The following is a 26,384-nucleotide window of genomic DNA, read 5'->3' as shown; positions in this document are numbered from 1 at the left end:
GTCAGCGCATGTTCGCGCGGATGATCCGCACGAGCTCCTCGCACGTGTCGAGGTCCAGCTGCACCGTCTGGCTCACCTTGGGCTGGCTCTGTCGCGTGTCGCTGCCGTAGGTGCTGAGCTGGAGCAGCAGCTCGCCCGAGGACGAGCGGACCACCTGCCACTCGCAGTCGACCTCGGTCGGGTGGGCTCGCCCCTGGGCGCTGGACATCTTCAGGCTTCTCACTCGTGCCACGAGCGTGAGGCTAGCCCCGTCCATGAGGTCTCGTGAGTGCTTCCAGCAACCGCCGTCGCTCAGCCTCGACGATGACCGCCGCCAGACTCGGGTCCTCGTGCTCCCAGAAGCGGAGGACCGTCCAGCCGGCCGCCTCGAGCGACGCGGTCGTGTCTGCGTCGCGGGCCCGGTTCCGCTCGATCTTCCACCGCCACCAGTCGGAGTTCGCTCGAGGAGTGCTGCCGTGCTCCGGGCACCCGTGCCAGAAGCAGCCGTCGACGTAGACGGCCAGCCTGACCCGGGTGAGAGCGACGTCGATGGAGCGGCGGCGGTTGCCAGGCACCTTCATCTGCACCCGGTAGCGCAGGCCGCGCGCGTGCAGGGCACGCCTGAGAGCCAGCTCTGGAGCGGTGTCCCTGCGTGCCAGTGTCGACATCTTGCGTGAGAGCGCGCCTCCGGGACTCACCCGGTCCGGCTCCTGCTGAGACATCCCGCCCAGTGTGCCGTTTGTGCTGAACATCGGTGCCCGGACCTCGTAATGTCGTGCCTGCTCCGCCGACGACGAGGGAACGCAGTGACCGACCAGCAGATCAGCATCCGTCCCGGGGTCGGCATGCTCGGCCTCTTCCCCCACATGAAGTACCAGCCCTGGTACGCGCTGGGAGAGCTCGTCGACAACGCCATCCAGAGCCACCTGGCGCACAAGCAGGCGCTGCTCGAGGTGGACCCCGACCACCGCCTCCGGGTCAGCATCCAGATCGACCGCCAGAACAACACGATCACCATCACGGACAACGCCGCCGGCATCGCGGCCCGAGACTGGGAGCGCGCCTTCCGGGTCGCCGAGCCGCCTGAGGACGCCACGGGGCTCTCGCAGTTCGGGGTGGGCATGAAGGCCGCCTGCTGCTGGTTCGCCAAGGTCTGGCAGGTGGAGTCCGTGGCGCTCGGGGAGTCGACGTGCCGGTCGGTGGACTTCGACGTGCCGCGGATCATCGCCTCCCGGGACGAGAGCATCGACGTCGTCGAGACGTACGCCGACATGCGCGACCACTGGACCCGGGTCTCGATGCGCGACCTGCGCCGGCCCGTCGCGGCGCGGACCCTGGGCAAGATCCGCGAGTACCTCGGCGGTATCTACCGCCAGTTCCTCCGGGACGGTGAGCTCGAGCTCACCGTCAACGGCGACCTGGTGCAGCACAAGGACCCTGCGGTCCTGGAGGCTCCCCGGTACAACGACCGAGGCGGGGAGCCTCACCGCTGGTCGCAGGACGTCGACATCACCCTCGACTCGGGTCGGCGCGTCAGAGGTTTCGTCGCGATCCGCGAGAAGGGGGCAGCGAAGTCCGCCGGTCTGGCGCTGTTCTACCGGCGCAAGGTCGTCACCGGCTCCGGCGAGGAGTTCTACAAGCCGGACGACATCTTCAAGGGCGGCAACAGCTTCGAGTCCCAGCGCGTGTTCGGCGAGCTGCACATGGACGACTTCAACGTCACCTACACCAAGGACGCGCTGGTCTGGTACGACGAGGAGGAGGAGTTCCTCGAGAAGCTCCGTGCCGTCATCGACGCCGAGCCCTGGCCCCTGCTCCGCCAGGCCCGGGAGCACCGGATGAAGACGCCGGAGCAGGCGGCTGGCGAGGTGGCGAGCAAGGCGCTGGCCCAGATCGCGACGGCGTTCGTCGACGTCGAGCACGAGGTCGAGCCGGCGACCAGCGAGGAGACCAGTGGCGAGCGCGGCCTGGGCCTGGAGCACCAGGCGCAGACCCTCCCGGTGCCGGGCGAGACCGCCGAGCCGCCCGCCGATCCCATCAGCCGCACCATCGAGCTGTCGGTGCAGGGGAGCACGTGGACGGTCGAGCTGCGGCTCGTCGCGGACGACGCCGTGTCGCGCTGGCTCACGGTCGAGCGGCCGGCTGACGACACCGTGGTGATCACCCTCAACCAGTCGCACCCGTTCATGCGCGCCTGGTGCGAGCTGCCCAGCCAGGAGCTCGAGCCCGTGTGGCGGGTCGCTGTCGCGCTCGGCCTGGGGCAGGAGATGGCGCGCATGTCGGGCGCCGTCATGCCCGGGCTCGTCACCGAGAACGTGAACACGGTGCTCCGCACCGTCCTGTCCCGCAAGAGCTGAGAGAAGAGCAGTGACCCAGCAGCACGCAGAGATCGTCCAGCCGGCCCCGGGCAACCCGCAGGTGCGGTGGTCGCCCGTGGTCGGTCCCGAGACGGAGCGGCTCCTCAAGAGCGTCGGGCTGGACCCCGAGGGCGAGGCGAACATCCGCAAGGAGTCCGTCGGTGTCCTGAGCCGGTGCGCCGACCCCGCGACGCCCGAGTGCCGCACCGGCCTGGTCGTGGGCTACGTCCAGAGCGGCAAGACGCTCTCCTTCACCACGGTGACGGCCCTGGCCCGAGACAACGGGTTTCCGCTGGTCGTCCTGCTGGCCGGCACCAAGCAGAACCTCCACGAGCAGACGGCCAAGCGGCTCTCCTCCGACCTTGGGGGTGGACGCGGGTGACGGCTTCTCGGCGTGGGAGCTGTTCGAGAACCCGAAGATCTCCGGGGCCGCGGACGTGGCCGCCAACGTCGCCTCCATGCAGGACCCGGACCTCCCCGAGCAGTTCCGCAAGGCCACGGTCATCACGGTGATGAAGAACCCGGCCCGCCTCCGCCGGGTGCGCGACCTGATCGACCAGCTGCCGCAGCACGGGGTGGACCTGGCCCAGCTGCCGGTGCTCGTCATCGACGACGAGGCGGACCAGGCGGGTCTCAACGCCGCGGTCGGCGACGACGACGTGTCGGCCACGTACGAGGCCATCCTCGAGCTGCGTGACGCTCTGCCACGGCATACGTACCTGATGTACACGGCCACCCCGCAGGCCAACCTCCTCATCAACCTCGCGGACGTCCTCAGCCCGGACTTCGTGTCCGTGCTGACGCCCGGTCAGGGGTACACGGGTGGCAAGTACTTCTTCGAGACCCACCGCGACCGGTTCGTCCGCCGGCTCACGCCCTCGCAGGCGCAGGAGGCGCTCAGCGCCACGACGGAGCCCCCGGAGACCCTCAAGAGGGCCCTGGCCTCCTACTACCTGGCGCGCGCCCAGCGCGACAAGGGCAGGATGTCGATGCTGGTGCACCCCAGCCACACCCAGGACCTCCAGGGCACGTACGGCGCGTTCGTGAAGACGCTGAGCAGCGCCTGGAAGCTGCTGCTCGCCACGCCGGGCCCCGACCGCGATGAGCTGGTGGCGGAGATCTTCGACCCCGCGTTCCAGGACCTCGTCGACGGCGGAGCGGTCATGAAGCCGCTGGAAAGCCTGCTGACCGGGGTGCGTCACTGGATCGGCGCGACACGGATCAAGGTGGTCAACAGCCAGGCGGACGTCGACTCGGAGGTCAACTGGTCCGCCAGCCCGAGCTGGGTGCTGGTCGGGGGAAACAAGCTGGACCGCGGCTTCACGGTCGAGGGCCTCACCACCACCTACATGCCGCGCGCCATCGGGGCTGGCCAGGTCGACACCGTCCAGCAGCGTGCCCGCTTCTTCGGGTACAAGAGCGCCTACGCGGACCTGTGCAGGGCCTGGCTCAATGCGGACACCGCGATGGCCTTCGAGCACTACGTGCACCACGAGAAGCTGCTGCGCCGCGAGCTCGTGGAGGCTGACGCCGCGGGCATCAGCCTCAAGCAGTGGAAGCGCAAGATGCTGCTGGACCCGACCTTCAAGCCCACGCGCAAGGCCGTCATCGACATCGACTACTTCCACGACCGCGTGCGCGGCGACAGGTGGATGTCGATGGACCGGGTCCCGGCAGCGGCCGGGTCGCGCGGAGGCGCGCTGGAGGGGCTCTGGTCGAAGGTGGCAGGCGCCGCGGAGGTCGACGGCCGCGACGGACGGTCCGGCGAGCACCGCAACAAGCGGGCGGCCGTCCCGATGCAGCTGGTGGTCCGCGCGATCCTGGACTGGGTCACCCCGGAGGACGGCAGTCCCGCCGTGCCGGCGCGCGAAGACGTCGCCCTGCTCAACCAGGTGGCGCTGCTGCTGCAGGCCCGCGTCGACGAGGACCCGTCGCTCACCGTGGACCTCTACTCCATGGACGATGGCCAGGAGCGCTCCCGTACGCCCAACGCCGGTGGCTCGGTCGACCTGCCGACCGGTCGCAGCGCGAGCTACAAGGGCGACGACCACTTCTGGACGGAGGGCGTCACGTCCCTCCAGCTGCACCGAGTCACGGTCATCGGGCAGCACAGGTCGATGCTCGGCGTCCGCTTCCGCGTTCCCCGAGCGCTGGCCGGCGGCGTCCTGGTGCAGGCATGACCACGGTCACCGGGCGCGACCTGGTCGACGAGCTCGCGAAGGTCGTGGCCCCGACCTCGTCGGGCTTCTCGGTGCGCGACGTCCCCTCGGCCCCGGGCTACAAGGTCGGACGCGGCGCCGACGGAGCCGTCGCGCTGCTCACCCCGCCCGACGCCGCACCCGAGCCGCCGACGCGCCTGCGCACCCTCCAGCTGGAGCCGCGGGCGCTCGTGCGGTTCGACGCGGAGGACGGGAGCAGCGTCGAGGCCGAGCACGGTGTGGTGCAGCTGTGGCTTCAGAGCGACGAGCTGCTCGAGCCGTTCCTCGGGGTGGCCGCGACGATCGTCCGCCTGCTCGGGCCGGACCCCGCGCCGGGCGAGGTCAGCGCCGGTCTGCGGCGCCTCGTCCGGATCTTCGACCCCGCCCAGCCGCCGCGCAGCAGCGTCCTGGGGCTGTGGGCCGAGCTGCTGGTGATCGACCTCGCGCGCGACACCGCCGCGATGGTCGACGCCTGGCACGCGCACGTGGACGCACGCTTCGACTTCTCCGCCGACGGCTCGCGCCTGGAGGTGAAGGCGACCAGCAAGGACGTCCGTGTGCACCAGGTCAACCTGCGCCAGCTGCTGCCCGTCGTCGGCGCGGAGACGATGCTGGCCTCGGTGATGACGACCGAGACGAGGGCCGGTACCTCGTTGGCGGCGCTGGTGGACCGGATCGAGCAGCGCCTGGTGGGGGACACCCCGCGGCAGGTCGTCCTGCACGAGGTCGTGGCCGACACCCTCGGCACCGACTGGGTGCGGCACGTCGGCCGCCGCTTCGACGAGAAGCAGGGGCGGGAGTCGCTGGCGTTCCTGGACCCGGCGACGGTCCCGCAGGTCGGCGACGTGCCGCCCGAGGTGCTCGAGGTGCTCCTCACCGTGGACTGCACCGACGTGCCCCAGGTGCGCCCGACGACCGGCTTGGCAGCGTTGGTAGCGTCCCGCCCAGCATGACGAGGACAGAGGGGCAGCACGGCCGTGCGCAGTGACTCGAACCGGTGGGTCGAGGTGGCGCGCTCCGAGCACGCCCACGAGCGCGCGGGGCTCGAGCACGTCCGTGACGCCCTGCCCGACGCCTGGCCCTACTTCGCGTGGAGCAACGTCGAGCTCGTCGCCGTGGACGGGACGCCCTACGAGATCGACCTGATCGTCCTGGGGCCGGCAGGGTTCCACCTCGTCGAGCTCAAGGCGTGGTCGGGCGTCATCGAGATGGACCGCGCGGGCGGTGAGCACGACTGGCTCGAGAACCAGCCGGGCCGCGGCAGGCCGCTTCGCCGCCGCAGCCCCCTGCCGCTGACCCGGCGCAAGGCGCAGGCCTTCCGCTCGTGGCTGGAGCACCATGCCCGCGGCACCGGTACGCGCATCCCGTGGGTCGCCGAGTCGCTGTTCCTCCACGGCGCGAACGTCGACTGCCGACTGCCCGCCCGCATGAAGCAGCGGGTCTTCGGCCTGGAGGGCGCGCAGGGGGACGACGACGGCCTCCTGCCCCTCGTCACCGCCCGTCTCAGCGCGGCGCCCGAGCGTGGCCCCGCCGTCGACGCGGCCTGGGCCAAGGGCCTCGTCAACCTGGTCAGCGCGGGGGGCCTGCGACGCCCGACCGTGGTCCCGCGCGTCGGGCACTGGGTGCTCCAGGGCGACGGCGCCATCGACACCGGCTGGGGCTGGCGCGACGACCTCGCCCACCACGAGCGATTCGCCGACGAGGTCGTGCGGGTGCGCCGCTGGTTCGTGCCGCCGGGCACCTCGGCCACCGACGAGGCGGCGGTGCGACGTGCCGCCGACCGTGAGTACAGCACCCTGCGGGGGCTCGACCACCCGGGCCTCGTCGTCCCGCGGGACTCGTTCGAGGTCGAGGGCGCCGTCGCCGCCCTCGTCTTCGACCACGACCCGGCGGCCGTCCCGCTGCGCACCTGGGTCGCCTCGCCCGACCTCACCCTCGAGTCCCGGCTCGACCTGCTGCGCAGCCTCGCCGAGGTGGTCCGCTACGCCCACGGCCACGGGCTGGCGCACCGCGGCCTCGACCCCGAGGCGGTCCTGGTGGACGTGTCGGGAGCCTCCCCGGCCGCGCGGGTCAAGGACTGGCAGCTCGGCGGCGGCCTGGAGCCGGCGAGCGCCACCGCCACCACGCACGCCCGCGACCTCGTCGTCCACGAGAGCCGCGAGGCCATCGTCTACGCAGCCCCGGAGGTGATCACGGGTGCCGTGGTCGACCGACGCGCGGCCGACGTGTGGTCGCTGGGGGCGCTGGCCCACCTCGTCCTGACCGGTCATGACCCGGCCAGCAACCTCGCCAAGCTCTCCGAGCGCCTGGGGCGGGAGGACGGCCTGGACGTCTCGGTGCACCTGGACAGCCCGCCCGACTCCCTCGTGCTGATGGTCCAGATGGCCACGGCGCCGGTGGTCGGGCGCCGGCTCGGCACCGTCGAGCAGCTGCTCGACGCGCTCGACGCCGTGCTCGACGAGCTGACCCGGCCCGACGACGTGGCGGAGGAGCCGCCTCGCCTCGCCCTGGACCCCTTCGACGCGGCCCCGGGCGACGAGCTCGAGGGCGGGCTCGTCGTCGAGCGGCTGCTCGGGGAGGGCGCGACGTCGCGCGCCTACCGCGTCCGTCGCACCGACGGCAGCACCGCGGTGCTCAAGGCTGCCCGGGACGACGCCCGAGCGCCGCGCCTGCACGAGGAGGCTCACGTCCTGGCCGGGCTGCCCGCGGACCGCGAGCTCGTGCACCTGCTCGACGGCCCGGTGCTCGTCGGCGGCCGCACCTGCCTGCTCGTCGAGCACGCCGGCGACGAGACGCTCGCCCAGCAGCTCGGCGGCCGCAGCCTCACCCTCGACCAGCTGCGACGCTGGGGCGCGGACCTGCTGCGCCTGCTCCAGGTGATCGAGCGGGCCGGCGTCTTCCACCGCGACCTCAAGCCCGCCAACCTGGGCGTCCGCCTGCGCAGCGGCGACGGCCAGAAGCACCTGGTGCTCTTCGACTTCTCGCTCGCCGCCGTCGGCATCGACGACCTCGCGGCCGGCACGGCCGGCTACCGCGACCCGTTCCTCGGTACCGGTCGGCGCCGCGTCTACGACGCCGCGGCCGAGCAGTTCGCCGCCGCGGTCACGCTGCACGAGATGGCCACCGGCTCCCTGCCCACCTGGGGCGACGGCCGCACGCCGCCCGAGCAGCAGGACACCGAGGTCACCCTGCGGCACGGCGCGTTCGACCTCGCGGTCGCCGACGGGCTGCTGGCGTTCTTCCGCCGGGCGCTCGCCCGCGACGCACGCTCCCGCTTCGACAACGCCGAGCAGATGCTCACCGCCTGGGAGCGGCTGTTCGCGGACGCCGACGAGCGGCAGGCCCGCCGCCTCCCGGACGAGCTGGCGAGCGCCGCCACCCTCGCCACCCCCCTGGCCCGCAGCGGCCTGACCCCAGCGGCGGTCTCCGCGGCGGCCGAGCGGCACGGCGTCTCGACGGTGGGCGACCTGCTCGGCGTGCCGGTGTTCGACCTGGCACGCACCAAGGGCGCCACGCAGTCCACCAAGGACGAGCTCACGAGCCGCGTCCGCGCGTGGCGCGAGCGTCTGCTCAGCACCAGCGGCCCCGCGACCCGCTCCGTCGACGCGGTCGTCGGCAGGCTGCTGCCGGCCGGCGACGACGAGGGCGCCCGCGCGGTCCGGCTGATGCTCGGCCAGGACGACCCGGTCTCCGGCGCCTCTGCGCTGCGCTGGCCCACCCAGCAGACCGTCGTCGACGAGGTGCTGTGCGACCGCAAGGTCGTGGCGGAGGCGTGGGCGGCCTTCCTCGGTGCCGTGCCGGAGGCGGAGACGCGCGAGCTGCGTGACGACGTCTCCCGACTGCTCGGTGAGCTGGGCGGTGTGGCGACGGCCGACGAGCTGGCCGCCCGGCTCCTGGACGCTCGAGGCAGCTACGCCGACGAGCCGCTGCGCACGGCCCAGGCGCAGGCGCTGGTGCGCGTGGTCGCCGACGCCGACCAGGGCACGCTGGCCTTCGGTCGCTCGGGCGACACGGTGCTGCTGGCCGGCGGCGACGACCTGCCGGACGGCACGAGCAGGCAGGACGCGCTCGACGTGCTCAAGCGGCTCGGCCACGCCGCCACCGACCTCGCGGCGCGCACGGTGCTCGTCCCCGCCGGCGCCGCACTCGAGGAGCTGCGCGCGGTCGCCCGCCGCGGCCCCCTGGAGGACCTGCCCGACGAGCGGCTCCGCGACGTCGCCGCGGCCGCGGGAGGTGTGGCGGTCAGCGGGCGCGGCGAGCTGTACCCGCGGGGCATGGCGGCCGACCGCGCCGTGCTGCTGTGCGCGCAGTCGCTGGTGCCGGGCCCCGCGGGCTTCTCCGAGGCCTCGGTGGCGCAGCGGGTGCGCGCGCGGTTCCCCCAGGCCAGGCCTCTGCCCGGCCGCCCCCGGCTGGACGAGCTTCTGGCCGTGGACGCGCTCCAGCTGCGCTGGGACGGCAGCGTCTACCGCTCCCGCGTCGCCAGCGCCGGCCACACGACCGGCACGCTCACCAGCACCAGCCACCACGGCGGCGGTGCCGCGGAGGTCGACCGGACCTCGGCCCGTCTCGCCGCCAGTGCCGCGGAGGGTTCGTTCCTGGCGCTGTCGGTGCCGCTGCGCGAGGCGCGCCGCGTCGTCGCCCGGCTCGCGGCGGAGCACGGGGCCGAGGTGCTCGACCTGGGCGTGGCCACGGCCGCCCGGCTGCACGAGCTGGCCGCCGCCAACCGCGCGGACTGGCCCGCCATGGTCGCGCTCGACGCTCCCGGCGCCCCCGTCGACCAGCACCGCCAGCTGGGCTCGCACCTGCGGGCGGTCGCCGAGCGGCTGCTCGCCGAGCGACTGACGACCGACGGGCCGGAGGCGCCGGGGCGGCCGCTCGTGGTGACCGGCGCGGGGCTGCTGGCGCGCCACCGCGCGACCGACCTGGTCAAGCCGCTCGCCTCGCTCCAGCGCGCGCCGGGCCGGGCGGTGTGGCTCGTGGCCCCGCAGCCCACCCGGACCACCACGCCCACGCTCGACGGCGCCGCCCTGCCGCTCGACTCGCCCACCAGCCAGTGGCTCGCGGTGCCCCGCACCTGGGCCTCGCCCGGCACGCTCCTCACCCCGTCGGCCGCGGCCGACCGCACCTGAAGGACCCCGACATGCCCGTCGACCAGCGCGCCCTCCTCGCCGACCTCCAGCGCCAGGTCCGCCTCCTCGAGGACGACGTCCGCGACCGCGCCGCCGCGGACGCCGAGGTGACCGCACGGCTCCAGCGCGAGCACGCCGAGGCCCGCCGGGTCGGGCGCACCGCCACCTCGTTCGGGGAGTTCCGCGACGGCCAGGTGACCCAGGCCGCCGTCGCGTGGGTGCTCGCCACGGTGTTCGTGCGGTTCTGCGAGGACAACCGCCTCGTCGACGACGCCTGGATCAGCGGCCCCGGCGACCGGCTGCGCGAGGCCGGCGAGCGGCAGACCCACTGGTTCTCCCAGCACCCGGCCGACAACGACCGCGACTGGCTGCTCCAGGGCTTCGCCCACCTCGCCGGCCTGCCTGCGCTGGCGCCGCTGTTCGACGAGCGGCACAACCCGCTGTTCCGGCTCGACGTCAGCGCGGACGCCGCCGAGGCGCTGCTCCGCTTCTGGCGCGAGCGGGACGGCGACGGGGCGCTGGTGCACGACTTCACCGACCCCAGCCTCGACACCCGGTTCCTCGGGGACCTCTACCAGGACCTCTCCGAGGCCGCCCGCAAGCAGTTCGCCCTGCTCCAGACGCCGGAGTTCGTCGAGGACTTCATCCTCGGCCTCACCCTCGACCCCGCGATCGACACCTTCGGGCTCGAGGGCCTGCGGATGATCGACCCGACCTGCGGCTCCGGTCACTTCCTCCTCGGCGCCTTCGACCGGCTGTTCCAGGCGTGGTCGCGCGAGCGGCCGAGCCTCCCGACGCGGGAGCGCGTGCGGCTCGCCCTGGACTCCGTGCACGGCGTGGATGTCAACCCCTTTGCCACGGCCATCGCGCGTTTCCGGCTCACTGTCGCGGCGCTGCGTGCGGAGGGCATCACCCGGCTGCGGGACGCCCCCGGCCACCCGATGCACCTCGGCACCGGCGACTCGCTGCTGCACGGCAAGTCCGACCTCGCGGACGGCCAGCTGGACCTGGGTCTGGGGGACCACTCGTTCGCGAGTGAGGACCTGTTCGAACACCCGGACATGCTCAAGGCAGGCACCTACCACGCAGTCGTCGGCAACCCCCCGTACATCACGGTGAAGGACTCGGCCCTCAACGAGGCGTACCGGCAGATCTACAAGTCGTGCGGCGGCACGTATGCCTTGTCAGTGCCGTTCGCGGAGCGATTCTTCGAGCTCGCAGTGATGGACGTCGAACGGCCCGGTTTCGTCGGTCAGATCACCTCGAACAGCTTCATGAAACGGGAGTTCGGCAAGAAGCTCGTCACCGAGTTCCTTCCTCGACACGAGCTGACCCACGTCATCGACACCTCCGGCGCCTACATTCCCGGTCACGGAACGCCGACTGTGATCCTGATCGGGAGACGCAGGTTCCCGCGACGTGACGCGATCAAGGCAGTGCTGGGCGTGAGGGGCGAGCCGTCGGCCCCAGCAGACCCGGCGCAGGGGCTCGTGTGGACGGAGATGGTGTCGAGGCTGGCGGAGACTGACTACGACGGTGACTACATCTCCGTGCGGGACCTTCAGCGCGAGGTGCTCAACGTCCATCCTTGGTCGCTGTCGGGCGGCGGCGCGGCCGAGCTCGTGACGGCGCTCGAGCAGGATTCCCCTAGGCTCCGCTCGGTCATCGCACCACCCATCGGGGGCGCCATCAGAGCGGGCGCGGATGAAGCGTTCATGCGACTGTCTGGGAGCCGGCCCGGCAAGGCGCCGGCAGCGCTGCTCAAGGGCCTGCTGACCGGTGACGTCGTTCGTGACTGGCAGGCGAATCTTGCCGAGACGATCTGGTACCCGTACACGGAGGAGCAGCCTGACGCGCGGGTGGCTGACGAGCTGTGGCCCTGGCGCTCAGTGCTCGCCGCGAGGCGGACGTTCCAGGGCACCATGGAAGAGGCAGGTCTCCGCTGGTTCGAGTACATGCAGCACACCAAGACCCCCTACAGGACTCCGCTCTCCATTACCTTCGCCTTCGTCGCCACGCACAACCACTTCGTCCTGGACCGGGGCGGGAAGGTGTTCAACCGTTCCGCGCCGGTGATCAAGCTGCCGGAGGGGGCGACCGAGGACGACCACCTGGCGCTGCTGGGGGTGCTCAACTCGTCCACCGCGTGCTTCTGGTTGAAGCAGGTGAGCCACAACAAGGGGAGCACGGTGGACCAGCGCGGTGCTCGTCAGGCCACCATCGACTGGGAGAACTTCTACGAGTTCACGGGTACCAAGCTGCAAGAGCTTCCGCTGCCTGCCTCCCTGTCCGCCGAGAGGGCACGCCAGCTGCAGGTCCGAGTCGAGCGTGCGGCGCAGTCCACCCCGGCCGCCCTCGTCGCCGAGGGCGTGGTCGACCGAGCGTCCCTGGCATCGTCCCGGGAGACCCACGAGCAGCGACGAGCCCACTGCATCGGCACCCAGGAGGAGCTGGACTGGGAGGTCTACCGCGCCTACGGATTGGTCGACGAGGACCTGTTCGTCCCGGTCGGGTCCGAGCCCGAGGTGCGGCTGGGGGAGCGGGCGTTCGAGATCGTCCTGGCGCGCAAGGCCGCCCGGGGCGAGGCGGACACGGTCTGGTTCGAGCGGCACCGGTCCACGCCGATCACCGAGGTGCCCGAGCACTGGCCGGCCGACTACCGCGCGCTGGTGGAGCGACGGATCGCGCTGATCGAGTCCGACAAGCAGCTCGCGCTGGTCGAGCGCCCCGACTGCAAGCGCCGCTGGGCCAGCGACCCGTGGGAGACCCAGCAGGAGCGCGCCCTGCGCGGCTGGCTGCTCGACCGGCTCGAGGAGCCGTCCCTGTGGAGGCAGGGCCGCGGCCCGGCGACCCAGTCCGTCGCACAGCTCGCGTCCCGCCTCGCCGACGACGCCACGTTCCTCGAGGTGCTCGAGACCTGGGCGGGCAAGGCCGTCACCGATCCCGCCAAGGAGCTCGCCCGGCTGCTCGCCGACGAGCACGTCCCGTACCTCGCCGCGCTCCGCTACAAGGCCCCCGGCCTGCGCAAGCGTGCCGAGTGGGAGGAGACCTGGGCGCTCCAGCGTCGCGAGGACGCCGGCGAGCCCGTCGAGGTGCCCGTGCCGCCGAAGTACACCTCGGCCGACTTCCTGAAGGCGTCCTACTGGAAGCACCGCGGCAAGCTCGACGTGCCCAAGGAGCGCTTCGTCTCCTACCCCGGCGCCGAGAAGGGCGCCGACACCAGCCTGGTGCTCGGCTGGGCCGGGTGGGACCACGCCGAGCAGGCGCAGGCGCTCGCGATCCTCGTCGGCGACCGACAGTCGCGCGAGGGCTGGCCCGCCGAGCGGCTCACGCCGCTGCTCGCCGGGCTCGCCGAGCTCGAGCCGTGGCTGCACCAGTGGCACGCCGAGCCAGTCCCCGGTGCCCCGCAGGGCCCGGCCGGCGCGATCACCGGCATGCTGGAGCAGCGGCTCGGCCAGCTCGGCCTCCCCCGCGAGGACCTCGCCACCTGGCGGCCGCCGGCACCCACCCGCGGGCGCCGCGCCCGCTCCTGACCCGACCCACCCCGGCTCCGACCAGCGACCCCACCTGGAGACCCCACCCGTGACCATGCTCCGCGACGTCATCACCATTCCCGAGCGGCTCTCGGCCAGCGACTTCGTCGTCGGCCTCGCCGAGGGCGTGGCGGCACGCGAGTCGACCCTGTCGACCTACGTGGTGACCCCGCAGCTGGCCGAGGCGTTCGACCAGGCGCTCGGGCTCGTCGCCGGCGCGCTCTCGTCGCGACGCTCGGCCGCCGCGTTCCTGCACGGCTCCTTCGGGTCGGGCAAGAGCCACTTCATGGCCGTGCTCCACCTGCTGCTCGCCCACGACGCCGATGCCCGGGCCGTGCCCGAGCTCGCTCCGGTGGTCGCCAAGCACGACGCGGTGCTCTCCGGCACCACCGTCCTGCCGCTCGACTTCCACATGATCGGCGCCGAGTCGCTCGAGGCCGCGATCCTCGGCGGGTACGTCAAGCAGGTCGCCGCCACCCACCCGGACGCGCCGCTGCCCGCCGTGCACCGCAGCGACGCGCTGCTCGACAACGCCGACTCCACTCGCCGCAACCTCGGCGACGAGGCGTTCCTCCGCGTGCTCAACGCGGGTGCGTCGCCGGCCGAGCCCGCCGGCGGCGGGATCTTCGGCGACCTCGGCCTGGCCACCGGCGTGGGCGGCGGCAGCGCCTGGAGCGCCGAGACCTACGACGCCGCCCGCCGACAGCCGCAGGGCCACCCAGACCGCGACCGGCTGGTCAGCGACCTCGTCCGCACCCACTTCCCGGCGTTCACCAGCAGCACCGAGTACGTCGACCTCGACACCGGCCTCGCCGTCGTCTCCCGGCACGCGCAGCAGCTCGGCGCCGACGTCGTCGTCCTCTTCCTCGACGAGCTCATCCTCTGGCTCGCCTCCCACCTCGGCGACCGCGAGTTCGTCACCAACGAGGGCGCCAAGCTCGCCAAGCTGGTGGAGTCGCAGGACGCGTCCCGCGCCATCCCGCTCGTCAGCCTCATCGCGCGGCAGCGGGACATCACCGAGTTCCTCGGGGAGCACGTGCCCGGGGCGGAGCGGGCGGCCTTCCGCGACGTGTTCGGCTGGTCGCGCGGCCGCTTCGACGACGTCCGACTGGAGGACCGCAACCTCCCCGTCATCGCGCAGAAGCGCCTGCTCAGGCCTAAGAACGCCGCGGCCGGTGCCGTGCTGGACGCCGCGTTCGCCGAGGTCGACCGACGCCCCGAGGTGTGGGACGTGCTGCTCACCGGCGGCCAGGTCGAGGGCGGCGGCACGGGCTCGGACCAGGCCGCCTTCCGCGCCACCTACCCCTTCAGCCCGGCGCTGCTCTCCACGCTCGTGGCGCTCAGCCAGGTGCTCCAGCGCGAGCGCACCGCGCTCAAGGTGATGCTCCAGCTGCTCGTCGAGGGCCGCGACGAGCTCCAGGTCAACGACCTCGTGCCCGTCGGCGACCTCTTCGACGTGCTCGTCACCAGCGACGTCGAGGCCGTCACCGGAGAGCTCAAGCACCAGTTCGAGACCGCCCGACGCCTCTACACCACCAAGATCCGGCAGGCGCTGCTCGACCGGCACCAGCTCACCGACGCCCAGGCCCGCGACCTGCCGCGCGACCACGCCTTCGTCACCGACGACCGGCTCGCCAAGACGGTCCTCCTCTCGGCGCTCGCCCCCGACGTCCCCGCCCTGGCGAACCTCACCGCCGAGCGCCTCGCCGCGCTCAACCACGGCACCATCTCGACCTGGATCCCGGGCGAGGAGGTCGCCGTCGTCCTCCAGGGGATGAAGGACCTCGCGGCCGCCGTCGGCGAGGTCACCGTCTCCGAGGACGACGACCCCCGGATCAGCGTCGAGCTCACCGACGTCGACCACGAGAGCGTGCTCGAGCGCGCCAGGAACGTCGACAACGAGGGCAACCGCAAGGTGATGCTCCGTCGGCTCGTGTGGGAGCAGCTCAAGGTCGTCGAGGAGAGCACCATCGACGGCGCGCAGAGCCAGCAAGTGGTCTGGCGGGGCCGCCGCACCGCGCTCGACCTCGTGTTCGGCAACGTGCGTGACACCACCGAGATGCCCGACTCGGTGCTCATGGCGGAGGGGGGCCGGTGGAAGGTCGTCGTCGACTACCCGTTCGACACCCAGGGCCAGAACCCCCGCAGCGACCAGGCACGTGTCGAGGGCCTCCAGGGGCGGGGCGTGCGGTCGCAGACGTTGTTCTGGGTTCCGGCGTTCCTCACCGAGCAGCGGATGAAGGACCTCGGCACCCTCGTCGTCCTCGAGCACGTGCTGGCCGGGCAGGGCGACCGGTTCCACCAGTACGCCGCCCACCTCAGCCCGGTCGACCGCGAGCAGGCCAGGAACCTCCTCACCCAGCGGCGCAGCCTGCTGCGCGAGCGCCTCGTCGGCTGCCTGCGCCAGGCCTACGGCGTCGCCGCCCGGCAGGAGGCCGACATCGACGACTCCAGCGCCCTGGCCAGCCCCTTCCTCACCCTCGAGGAGGGCTTCCGCCCGGTCCCGCCGGTCGGCGCCACCCTCGCGGACGCCCTGCGGCACCTCGCCGACCAGGCGTTCTCCCACACCTGGCCCAAGCACCCGCGCTTCGAGCCGGGCGATGTCGAGGTCAAGGTCGGCGACGTCCGCAAGCTCCTCGAGGCGTGCCGCGAGGCCGTGACCCAGCCCGCCGGCCGGCTCAGCCTCGAGCAGCCGCAGCGCGCGCCGTTCCGACGGATCTGCGGCCCGCTCGAGGTCGGACAGGTGCACGAGAACCACCTCCTGCTCGACACGACCACCTTCCCGTGGGCCCGCCGCTTCGACCAGGCGGCGGCCCGCGAGGGGCTCGGCGACGCCCTGCCCGTGGCACGACTCCTGGCCTGGCTCGACGAGCCCGAGGCCCGCGGGCTCGACCGGGCCCTCGCGGGCCTGGTGGTGCACGTGCACGCCTTGCTGGCCGACCTGGCCTGGTACCGCGACGGGGTGCCCGTCGCCGCGCCGGACGTCGACCAGGTCAGTGCGGCCCACGAGCTGCGGCGCCCCGTCCGGCTGCCCGACGACGTGTGGTCCGCCGCGGCCCGTGCCGGCCGCGAGGTGCTCGGCCTGTCCGTCACCGACCTCCAGACCTCGGAGAACGTCGCGCGTCTCGTGGCCGGCGCCCGGGCGGCGGTCACGCAGCACCAGGCCGCCGTGAGCGCGCTCCACCGCGCCCTGCTCGAGCACGAGGCGGCGCTCGGCGCCCGCCCGGACCCGTGGCCGCGGCTGGTCACCGCCGACGAGGTCGGCACGCTGCTCGCGCGGCTCGGCGAGGCGTCCGACGCCGACGTGCCCACCGTGCTCGCCGCCGCTGCCTGGACGTCGTCGGCCGCCGCCGCGCGTCGCTCGATGGAGCAGGCCGGCGCCGTGACCCGGGTGCTCGAGCAGGCCCAGTGGCACGTGTTCGTCAGCCTCGGGGCCATCACCGACGAGCGTGCCGACCGTGCCCGCGACGTCCTCGGCCGCGCGCGCGACCTCCTCGCCCACGACGAGCTGGCCGCCTCCGTCGTCACCGGTCTCGCGGCGCTCGACCGGGAGGCGGTGCGGCTGCTGACCACGGCACCGCCGCCGCCGGTCACCCCTCCTGGCCCGCCTGTCAGCCCGCCCGTCACCCCGCCTGTCCCGCCTCGGCCGGGGGCACAGGTGCGCGAGGTCGACGCCGACAGCGTGGAGCGGGTGCTCGACGAGATCCGTGCCGCCCTCGGCGACGGACGCCTGCGCATCACCTGGGAGCCGACCGAGTGAGCAGCCAGGCACCCGAGCTCGGGCCGCGGGACGTCCGGGCCGTCGTCGACAGCGCCTGGGGCGCCGACGCCCGGCACGAGGCGCCCGACCTCGTCCTGCTCCGGGGGCGGCCGACCTGGACGGGCGACGACCTGCTCGCCGGCCCGAGCGGCCCCGTGCGGGTGTGCACCGCCACCTCGCCCCTCGCCGTCCTGGACCTGATCGGCCAGCACGCGGGGGAGCGGCTGCTCGTCCTGACGGACCTGGAGGAGGCCGAGCTCGGCTCCGACCTGCTCGCCCGGGCGCACCGCGCCAAGGTCGTGCGGCCCGAGCCCTGGGACGCCGTGTCGCTGGCCTTCCGCGTCACCCGCTCGGGAGCGGTCGACCCGCTGCTGGTTCGCGAGGGCGCGCCGGTGGCGCAGGCCCTGCTGGAGATGGCGCCGGCCGAGGGCTGGCCGCCCCCGGCGTCCGGGATCGTGACGCGGGACCACGCGCTGCGCTGCCTCACCACCCACGTGCTCGGCACGCCCCGCGAGGTGGACGCCGCAGGCATCCTCGACTGGAGCACCCGCCCCGAGGGCGGCCTCGCGCTGCGCGACCTGCCCGAGGAGGTGCGAGCCTCCCTGGTGAGGTGGCTCGTCGAGCGCGCGGGCCCGGCCGTCCGACCCGTCCTGCGTCTCGCCGAGAAGGGCGAGGGCCCGGCCGCCGTCGTGCTGGGCCTGGTCTCCCACCTCGCGCTCCAGGCTGCCGGCGGCGGCTTCGCCAAGGGGTCGGTGAGCGCCCGGCTCGGGCAGCCCGCCCTCGGCGACCACGAGCTGCGCGCCTGGGCCGAGCTCGCGCAGGGGTGGACGCTGCGGCAGCTGGCCACCCGGCCGGCCGTTGCCGCCCAGGTGCTCGCCGATGCCGACGAGGAGGCGCGCCAGCTGCGCCTGGAGCAGGCTGTGGCCGAGAGCGACCTGCTGCCCTCGGGCCTCCTGGTGCGGCTCCAGGAGTGCGCGGACGCGCTCGCCGAGGCAGCCGGCCAGCCGACGTCGGCGCGGGTGGCACGTGTCGAGCGCGCGCACGCGCGGGTGGCACGGCACGTCCTGGCGTCCGAGGACCCGGCGTCCGCCGCGGTCCGGATGGCGGTCCGGCTCGTCCGCTGGCTGGCCACCCGACCGGAGCCGGCCGGCGACCTCGGCGCCGCGCTCGTCGGCCACGTCGCCGGCGGCGGGTGGGTGGACCTCGCCCGCCAGGTGGTCGCGAACGGCGTCGCCGACGGCCGGGTGGCTGCCGGTCTCGCGACCGTGCACCAGGCCGCCAGCGCGTTGCGTTCCGCCCAGGACCGTGCGGCTGCGACGCAGCTCGCGGCCTCCGTTCGCGACGACGCCCCGCCCGGCGGCGTCGTGCCTGTCGAGGAGGCAGCCGAGCGGCTGGTGCGCCCGCTGCGCAGCGTCCAGCCGGTGCTCCTGGTCGTGGTCGACGGCATGTCGGCCGCGGTGGCCGCCGAGCTCGTCATGTCCGCGCAGTCGCGCGGGTGGCGCGAGCTGCGACCCGACGCGGCACCCCAGCGCGCCGCCCTGCTGGCCGGGCTGCCGACCGTCACCGAGGTCTCGCGGACCAGCCTGCTCACGGGCAGGCGGGCACGCGGGACCCAGCGCGAGGAGCGGACCGGCGTCGAGGACGCCTTCGGGCGAGGGACCGTCGTCCTGCACCTGGGCGACCTCGAGAGCACGCCCGGGGAGCAGCTGCCGTACGAGGTGCGCGCCACCGTGCAGTCCGGGGAGCACCAGGTCGTGGTCGTCGTCCTCAACGGGGTCGACGACTCGCTCTCCGGCGGCGATCCCGCCCGCACCCGGTGGACCGTCGACGCCGTCCGCCACCTCGGTCCGCTGCTCGAGGGCGCCCGGACGATGGGTCGCGCCGTCGTCCTCACCTCCGACCACGGGCACGTGGTCGACCAGGGGCCGGGCGCCGACGTGCTGTTCCAGCGCTCCGGCGCGGGAGCTCGCTGGCGCGCGGGCGCCGGGGCCGACGTGGGCGAGGACGAGGTCCGTCTGGCCGGCCCGCGGGTCCTGCTCGGCGACGGCGACGTCGTCGCGGCCGTGGGGGAGCGGCTGCGCTACAAGCAGCGCAGCGAGGGCTACCACGGCGGCGCCGCGCTCGCGGAGCTCGCGATCCCGTTCGTCGTGCTCGCGCACTCCAACGTCGAGGTCGAGGGGTGGAGAAGCGCCCCCGCCTCAGCGCCGGCGTGGTGGGACGCCCCGGTGGAGGTGGAGGAGTCGTCAGATTCGGACGACCAAGGTCGGCTGTTCGGCTGAACCGGTGGGGGCCCTCGCCTACGCTGACCCACGTGCACGACGACGTGGGGCCCGAGGGGCAGGACGAGGGAGCATGAACCGGCCTGGAGCCGAACCTCGTGGTCGGGGAGCGCGAGTGAGCAGCGTGGTCGTCGGCGAGCTGTACGACCCGACTCGCACGAGCTGGCCGCACACGGACCAGCTGCGCCTCGGCCCGAGGCTCACGGAGCTGGTGCGGTTCGTCCCCGGCGTCTCCGCCGAGGAGGTGCACCAGCACCGGTACGGCCCGCTGGCCATGGCGGCGGTGGACCTGCGGCCGTTCCAGCTGGTCGTGGCGTTCAAGTTCGGCGAGGAGCCGTGGTGCGACACGCCCTTCGAGGCGCACCGCTTGAACGCCGACCTCCGGGGACGGGTCAGGCTGGACGACGAGGGGTGTCTCGTCCTGAGGACGGTGCTCGTCGACGCCAGCACCGGGATCGTCCAGGTGGTCCGTGTCGACCGACTCTCCCGAGACCTCTCCGGCGTTCTGGCCGACAACGTGGCTGCGCAGCTGGCTGCCCCGTACGACGACGCCAGGGCAGGGAGGCTGCTCGAGCGTGTCTACCAGCGGTGCGCCACCTCCGAGCTGATGGTGCGCGAGATGGCGGACGTGGTGATGTCCGGCAGCGAGCCGTTCGCCCCCGAGGCCGTCCATGACGTCTTCTCGCTGGTGGAGGAGGACCGGGCCGTGGCCATCCTCGACCCGGACGGCTCGGTGACCTGGCTTCCTCACGTCCCGAGCCCCTCGTGGCTGGAGCGGAGGCTCGGTTGCGAGGAGCTGGTGCTGCACCGGCCCGACGACGCCAGCGAGGTCGTGCTCGCGCTGGGGGACGACCTCCAGCCGCCAGGAGCCGCCCCGGAGAACGACCTGGCCGGGTTCTTCGTCTACGCGCTCACCGACGGAGAGGCCCGGCTGCGTCTCCGAGGTGCAGTGGCGGTGATGGGGCTGGCCGACGGCAGGCCCGCGCCGCTGGAGGCATGGGTGTCGGCCGGTCTGGACGGGGTGCTCGACGCGGTCGCGGAAGGCTGAGGAGCGATCTGGGTGCCTCGGACCACGAGCAGCCCGCGGTCTCGGGGCCTGGTCGCGCGAGGCCGCCGACGTCGACCTGCCTGCCGTGGCGGTGGCTCACGTCGCGTGCAGGTAGCCCGAAGCGTCCTCCTTCAGGCGGCCGTGCGCCACGGCGTGCGCCACCCCCGCCTCGAGCCGCGCTGAGGCGGCGGGAGTCATCCGGGTGCCGCCGAAGAGGCGCAGCACCTCCAGGGGCAGGTCCGAGGTGCGGACACCGGCGGAGACCGCGCACAGCGCGACCATCGCGTTGCCCAGCTCCCGCAGGCTCACCTGTGCCACCGGCCGGCTCCCGCCCGGACCTGGCAGCGCGAAGTCGGCCCAGTGCTCCCGGTCCAGGTCGCGGGGCCAGACGAAGCCGTCCTCGTCGACGCGACCCGGCGCCACCGCCAGGATCGCCGCCTGGCGCTTGGCGCTCACCCTGCCCAGGTCGAAGGACGCGGCCACCAGCCGTGCGAGCCGTTCGGCCTGCACCGGTCCCTCGGCCTCCAGCACGTCGCGAGCCACCCCTTCCACGAGGAGGGAGGCCCAGCGGGAGGGCAGCGAGTCCAGGACCTCCCGGTCACCCTCGGCGCGCGGCTCGAAGGGCCTCCAGGAGACCTGGCCAGGCAGGTCCGAGGGAGCCCGCTCGGGTGCGGGTGCGAGAGGCACCGGGGGGGCCTCGTGCGCGATCCGCTCGATCGCTGCGTCGACCAGGTCCTCCAAGGCAGCGAGGGCACCGGTGTCCCCGCTCGTCGCCGCCTGCACGAGCGCGACCTCCTCATCGACCGGCTGCGGCTCGTCGGCCGGCAGGGGCTCCCCTCCTCGGGCGTGCTCGACTGCGTCGACCAGGCGGTCGAGAGCACCCTCCCGGTCCTGGAGCCACGTCGGCAGCCACACCCGCTCCACGCCCGGCCAGCCCATGAGGTTGCGCAGGACCTCGACGGGGAGCCCGTCCCGGTCGCCGACCGTGCGTCGCGCGGCCCACTTGTCACCGTCCAGCAGCACCGCGACCAGCAGCTCGTCAGGAGCCTCGGCGTGGCTGAGCGCGAGGTCGACGCGGAAGTCGGACAGGCCGACGTCGGTCCGGACGACGAGCCCGCGGGCGCGCAGCGCGTCCGCCACGTCGTCGCGGTGCCGGTCCGTCTGGCGTCGCTCGAAGCCCTTGCCGGCCTGCCAGCTCTCCGCGCCGCGGGCCGCGAGCTCGAGGTAGGACTGCAGGTCGCGCATGCCCTGGTAGGACCCCTCCTTCACCGGCATCTGGCCGGGGTCGAAGGAGGTGAAGAGCACGACCTGCTTGCGGGCGCGGGTGATGGCGACGTTGAGGCGCCGCTCACCGCCGGCCCGTGACAGCGGGCCGAAGTTGCCGGGGAGCACGCCCTTCTCGTTGACGCTGAAGGCTGTGGAGAACAGGATGACGTCCCGCTCGTCGCCCTGCACGTTCTCCAGGTTCTTCACGAACAGGCCGTCGGGGGCGTCGAGAGCCTCGGCCACCCGCTCGTCAGCAGCCTCGCGGAGGAGCTGCTCGACCAGGGCGCGCTGCTGCGCGTTGAAGGTGACGACGCCGACGGACGGCACCTCGTCGGGGCTGTCGGAGAACCGGTCGAGGACCTCCGCGACGATCGCCTCGGCCTCGACGGGGTTGGTCCTCAGCGCAGCGCCCTTGCCGCTGCGCAGGAAGGTGCCGTCCACCTTGCGCAGACTGATGCCGAGGCCCCTGGTCGCTGCCGTGGCGGGGGTCGTGGGCGAGGGAAAGGTCGAGAGCTCGTCCCCGTAGTAGAGCGCGTTGGAGAACGCGATGAGGCTCTCGTCCTGGCTCCTGTAGTGCCATGTCAGCGTGCGTCGGCGGACGCGCGCAGCCACGGCCTCGGAGAGGATCGACTCCTGCTCGGCCGGGGCGCGCGAGACGACCGGCCCCTCGTCACCGTCGACCTCGTCGGGCTCCTCGTCCTCGAGCGAGGCGTCCTGCACGGCCGAGACGCCGACCTGCGTGGGGGGCATCTGCTTGCTGTCACCCACCACGACGACGGCGCGTCCCCGGCCCATGGCGCCGACGGCGTCCGCGACCCGGACCTGGGACGCCTCGTCGAAGACGACGAGGTCGAACGTCGTGCCGCCGACGGGGAAGAACCGTGCGACGGAGTCCGGGCTGACGAGCACGCAGGGCATGACCTGCGTGACCAGGTCGCCGAACTGCTCCATGAGGGCGCGCACACCGAGGCCGCCGCGAGAGAGCCCGAGCTGGTAGCTGAGCTCGCCGACGCGTCCCCGCGCCCGCTCGGGGTCGAAGGGGCGCGCCTTCTTCACGTCGTGCGGCAGCACGTCCCGCAGGTGCTGGCGCACCTTGGCCGTCGAGCGGGAGAACTGGGCGACGGACCGCTCGTGGCGGGCTGCGTCGAAGCCGTCGATGCCGGTCGCCTGCGCGCGCTCGACCAGCGAGACCTGGGCGAGGCCGCGTTCCCAGCCGTGCGTCGCGCCCTCGACGTCGCCCTGCTCGCGCAGCAGCCGCCAGGTGTCCGCGACACCGTGCTGGCGCAAGGGGTCGATCGCAGCGAGGAAGGCCGTCCAGCGCACGAGGGTCTGCGGCTCGGGCTGACCCTGGCCGCGCCCCGGTGACGTCGTCGTCCACCGATCGAGGAGACCCTCCTCCCCGCGCCACCTCTCGACCTCCAGCTCCGCACCCGGCCCCGCCTCGGCGACGAGGTGCTCCACGGCCTCGGCCAGGGCGACGAGCCGGGCGGCGACGTCGTCCGGCACGGTGGCCGCCCCCGACTGCAGACGGCCCAGCCACTCGCGGGCGGCGAGGCAGAAGCCGTCGTCGCTCGCCAGCCAGGCACCGCCTTGGTGCAGCAGCTCGGCACGCTCCCGGACGCTGGCCAGGTCTTCCCCGCGCAGAGGGTTCCAGCCCTCGGGAAGGACGATCCCGGGCAGCGCGCTGGCCCGAGCAGCGATCTCCCGTGCCGCGTGCTGGGCGTTCACGAGGCTGGCCAGCAGGGCCGGCAGCTCCTTCGGCCTCACCTCGGCGGCCGGGACCAGCACGGGTGCGAGGTCCTCCAGGACGGCGGAGAGTCGCTTGCCGCGACCGAAGATGCTGGACTCGGCCGCCTCGACGGCACGGGCGTGGAGCTCCTCCAGCGGCAGGCCCAGCACGTCGGGCGTCGTCCTCTCGGTGCCCGGGAGGCTGGTGCCAGCGAACGACTCGAGAGCGCGCAGCAGGTCGGCGCGGGTGGTCTGCCACGCGACGTCCTGCGTGGTGGCCAGGAGCGCGGGGTCGGTGAGCCCGTGGGACAGGAGCCAGGCGAGCGACCGGACCTCCGCCGAGCCCCCAGCAGAGCCGACGAGTCGCGCGAGCTCTGCGTCGGCCCCGAGCGCGGCGGTAGCGGCGTCCAGCTCCGCGGCTGCCCGCACCAGCGGCCCGCACGTCGTCTCCGAGGTGTCGACCCGGGTGACGAACCCCCACGCCCTCCGCACCGGGTGCCCGGGGTCGGTCTCGGCGACCGACCTGATGGCTTCCCGCAGGACGTCGTGGACGGCGGGCGGCTGAGTCAGCAAGGACCGCGGGACCTGCAGCGTGAGCTCGTCCTCGCCGCGGGAGAGCTGCTTCTCGCGCGCGGCGTAGTAGGAGAGCCCAGCGAGGTTCCGCTCGTGGAGCCGCTCGTGGTAGCGGAGCAGCGACCCGCGGGCTGCACGGAGGTCGTCCCTGTCGGTCTCGAGGCCCTCAGCATCGAGCAGGACCTCGTGCGCCAGGGCGGCGCGCAGCTGCGACCGGACCTCGGCCGGCTTGGCCCCCTTGTCGTGCAGGTCCAGGCAGAAGGGCTCCAGCCCCACCGAGCGCAGGCGCGCCGAGACGACGTCCAGCGCCGCTCGCTTCTCGGCGACGAAGAGGACCCGCTTGCCGCTGGCGACCGCCCGGGCGAGGAGGTTGGTGATCGTCTGGGACTTGCCGGTGCCGGGCGGGCCTTCGAGGACGAACGTCTCCCCGGCCACCGCGGCCTCGACCGCCTCGAGCTGCGAGGCGTCCGCCGGGATGGGGCAGAGCGCGTCGAGCGCGTCGAGGTCCCCGACCTGACGGTCCGCCGGGACGGCGTCCTCGAACGCCTCCGTCGGAGTCTCGACCAGGTGCCGGACCAGGCGGTTCTCCAGCAGCTGCTCCCAGTGGTCGTCGAGGTCCTTCCAGAGGCGGTACTTCGCGAAGTCGAGGTGCGCCAGCTGCGCGGACTCCTCGACACGGGCGTCCATCCCCGCCTCGAGCAGCTGCTCGCGCACCCGCTGGAAGGCTCCGGAGACGTCGACGCCGTGCTCGTCGGCCTCCAGCTGGGAGAGGCCGGTGAGGTCGACCCCCATGTCCTGCTTGAGCTTCTCGAACAGGCAGTAGTTGGGGGTGCTCAGACCGGAGTCGTCGACCACGACCTGGTAGGTGCGTCCGCGGTCGCGTGCCACGAGGCGCACGGGGACCAAGATGAGCGGGGAGGAAAGGTCCCGCGTCGACGAGGCCGTGCCGTTCGGGTCCCGGTAGGTCCAGTGCAGCATGCCGAGGGCCAGGTAGAGGTTGTTCGCGCCCGTCTGCTCGACCCCCGTGCGCGCCTTGTTGGCCAGCGATGCGAGCGTCTTCTGGTACGCCTCGGAGGACAGATCCACGTGGAGGACGCGGTGCCTGGAGAGCTCCTCGGACAGGACGTGGTCGGGCAGGTCGAAGGCATTGCCGAGCCCACGTGCGAGGTGGACCTCGTCGAGGGCGTCGCGAGCAGCGAGCGTGACCGGGACCTCGGCGTGCACGAGGTCCTCCAGGTCCGCCAGTCGGCCGTCGGGCACCCGGAGGGCCAGGCCACTGGCGGGCTTGTAGCTCAGCAGCCGGTTGCGCAGGGTGAGGTCGAGCAGGGCGCTCTTCCAGGTCTGCACCCGGCGGGGCACGTTCGTGGCGTCCTGGGCCGGCCGGCGACGGCTGGTGGGCAGCTGGATCGCGGTGCTGTGCTGGCCCGCGTGGTACTCGTGGACGGTCACGGCGCCGTCCTGCTGCACGCGGCGCGCGGGCAGAGGCACGATGCCGTTGCGCCTGGCGGCGACGACGTCCACCACGGCCAGGACGTCGTCGCGTCGCTCCACCAGCCACTTCCGACGGGTGCGCTCGTGGGCGGCCTGCCAGTCGACCGGCCCGCCTCCGGGCACCAGGGTGGTCTCGACGAGCCGCAGCCTTCCGGTGTCCACGAGGTTGGTGACCAGGTTGAGGTCCGTGGTGACGGTCCTCTCCAGCGAGACCTCTTCCGTGCTCCACGAGAGGAACGCGTGCCCCTGGACGACCCACATCTGCGGGAACAGCCCCGCCTGCTCCAACGCCGCCGCGAGCGTGGTCGTGGTGTCGAGGCACGTGCCGGCACGACCCTCCAGGACCTCGGCGGGGGTGCGGACCTTCTGGCCCTTCTCGTGCCAGCTGGCCGGCGGGTTGGTGTAGTGGATGTCGCGTGCCACGGCCGCGTCGAGCACGGCGTCGACGATCAGGCGAGCTCGCTCGGGCCCGGACTGGTACCCCTGCACCGAGCCGCTGCCGGTGCGCTGCTGGAGGATCTCGGAGGCCTCCGCGAGAAGCTCCTCGACGGCGGGGTCGTTGGGCTGCACGTGCGCGGCGAGCATCTCCATCGACAGGTCGCGACCCACGCGCAGCCACTGCCTCGGGGCCAGCACCGTCACGGCCTCGTCCACGGACACCAGCTGCCTGCCCTCGTGCTGGAGGCTGACGCGCACCGTGCCCGGTCGTCTCTCGTCGACCTGGAGCAGCGCGGCCGGGTCGAGCCGGACGTGGGCACGGGCAGGTGTCGCCACGGTGCCGGTGGGCAGGTCCAGGCTGAGGCGAGCGACGTCGCTCAGTGGACCCTCGGCGTCGGCGACCCCCACGACCAGGACGGCTCCGACGAGCGGCGCCCCGGCGTTCGTCACCGAGACGTCGAGGAACGGCGCGCCGTTGTGGGCGAGGGCGTAGCTGAGGAAGCCGGAGGTGCGGACGTCGAGGCTGACGGGTGACGACAAGGGTGCTCCATGATCTGTGCGCTGGCCGCGCGACTGTAGCCCTCCTGGCAGGTGGGACGGTCCGG

General features: G+C 73.4%; 12 protein-coding genes. 9 read left to right on the top strand and 3 right to left on the bottom strand.

From position 1 onward, the window contains the following. Position 1 precedes the first annotated feature (1 nt). A complete protein-coding gene (locus E8D37_RS06690; RefSeq protein ID WP_168929657.1) occupies positions 2–208 on the bottom strand; it encodes a hypothetical protein in 207 nt (68 codons plus the stop codon). 34 nt (positions 209–242) lie between these two features. Beyond that, entirely contained in the window at positions 243–731 is a 489-nt protein-coding gene (locus E8D37_RS06685) for a very short patch repair endonuclease (RefSeq protein ID WP_240770227.1), read from the bottom strand. Positions 732–785: 54 nt separating this feature from the next. Between E8D37_RS06685 and E8D37_RS06680 the strand changes: the two genes are divergently transcribed. The 9 genes from E8D37_RS06680 (at position 786) to E8D37_RS06640 (ending at position 20,283) form a co-directional block, all read left to right on the top strand. Next, complete coding sequence (locus E8D37_RS06680) at positions 786–2,336, top strand: ATP-binding protein (protein WP_168929656.1); 1,551 nt, start codon at positions 786–788, stop codon at positions 2,334–2,336. 10 nt (positions 2,337–2,346) lie between these two features. Further along, positions 2,347–2,718 carry a hypothetical protein gene (locus E8D37_RS06675; RefSeq protein WP_136568950.1) on the top strand — a complete coding sequence of 124 codons (372 nt, stop codon included), beginning with the start codon at positions 2,347–2,349 and terminating at the stop codon, positions 2,716–2,718. Then, entirely contained in the window at positions 2,705–4,516 is a 1,812-nt protein-coding gene (locus E8D37_RS06670; protein ID WP_240770249.1) for a Z1 domain-containing protein, read from the top strand. Before E8D37_RS06675 ends, E8D37_RS06670 begins: the two co-directional genes overlap by 14 nt. Next, the gene (locus tag E8D37_RS06665) at positions 4,513–5,487 is read left to right on the top strand and encodes a PD-(D/E)XK motif protein (RefSeq protein ID WP_136568948.1); all 975 of its coding nucleotides are present in this window, start codon (positions 4,513–4,515) and stop codon (positions 5,485–5,487) included. The genes E8D37_RS06670 and E8D37_RS06665 overlap by 4 nt, the downstream gene beginning before the upstream one ends. A 24-nt stretch (positions 5,488–5,511) precedes the next feature. Further along, complete coding sequence (gene pglW, locus E8D37_RS06660) at positions 5,512–9,663, top strand: BREX system serine/threonine kinase PglW (protein ID WP_136568947.1); 4,152 nt, start codon at positions 5,512–5,514, stop codon at positions 9,661–9,663. Positions 9,664–9,674: 11 nt separating this feature from the next. Continuing rightward, positions 9,675–13,196 carry a BREX-2 system adenine-specific DNA-methyltransferase PglX gene (gene pglX / locus E8D37_RS06655; protein ID WP_136568946.1) on the top strand — a complete coding sequence of 1,174 codons (3,522 nt, stop codon included), beginning with the start codon at positions 9,675–9,677 and terminating at the stop codon, positions 13,194–13,196. 49 nt (positions 13,197–13,245) lie between these two features. Next, a complete protein-coding gene (locus E8D37_RS19755) occupies positions 13,246–16,956 on the top strand; it encodes a phage resistance protein (protein WP_168929655.1) in 3,711 nt (1,236 codons plus the stop codon). Next, the gene (gene pglZ / locus E8D37_RS06645) at positions 16,953–19,235 is read left to right on the top strand and encodes a BREX-2 system phosphatase PglZ (RefSeq protein ID WP_168929654.1); all 2,283 of its coding nucleotides are present in this window, start codon (positions 16,953–16,955) and stop codon (positions 19,233–19,235) included. Before E8D37_RS19755 ends, pglZ begins: the two co-directional genes overlap by 4 nt. A gap of 115 nt (positions 19,236–19,350) precedes the next feature. Next, positions 19,351–20,283, top strand: a complete 933-nt coding sequence (locus E8D37_RS06640; RefSeq protein WP_136568944.1) for a hypothetical protein — start codon at positions 19,351–19,353, stop codon at positions 20,281–20,283. A gap of 96 nt (positions 20,284–20,379) precedes the next feature. Here the strand turns inward: E8D37_RS06640 and E8D37_RS06635 are convergent, their stop codons facing one another. Beyond that, the gene (locus E8D37_RS06635; RefSeq protein ID WP_168929653.1) at positions 20,380–26,319 is read right to left on the bottom strand and encodes a DUF4011 domain-containing protein; all 5,940 of its coding nucleotides are present in this window, start codon (positions 26,317–26,319) and stop codon (positions 20,380–20,382) included. Positions 26,320–26,384 lie beyond the last annotated feature (65 nt).

Origin of the sequence: Nocardioides sp. GY 10127 (assembly GCF_004919085.1) — a bacterium.
Lineage (GTDB): Bacteria > Actinomycetota > Actinomycetes > Propionibacteriales > Nocardioidaceae > Nocardioides.
The sequence above is the reverse complement of the archived record's forward strand: the minus strand, read 5'-3'. Positions and strand labels throughout refer to the sequence as shown.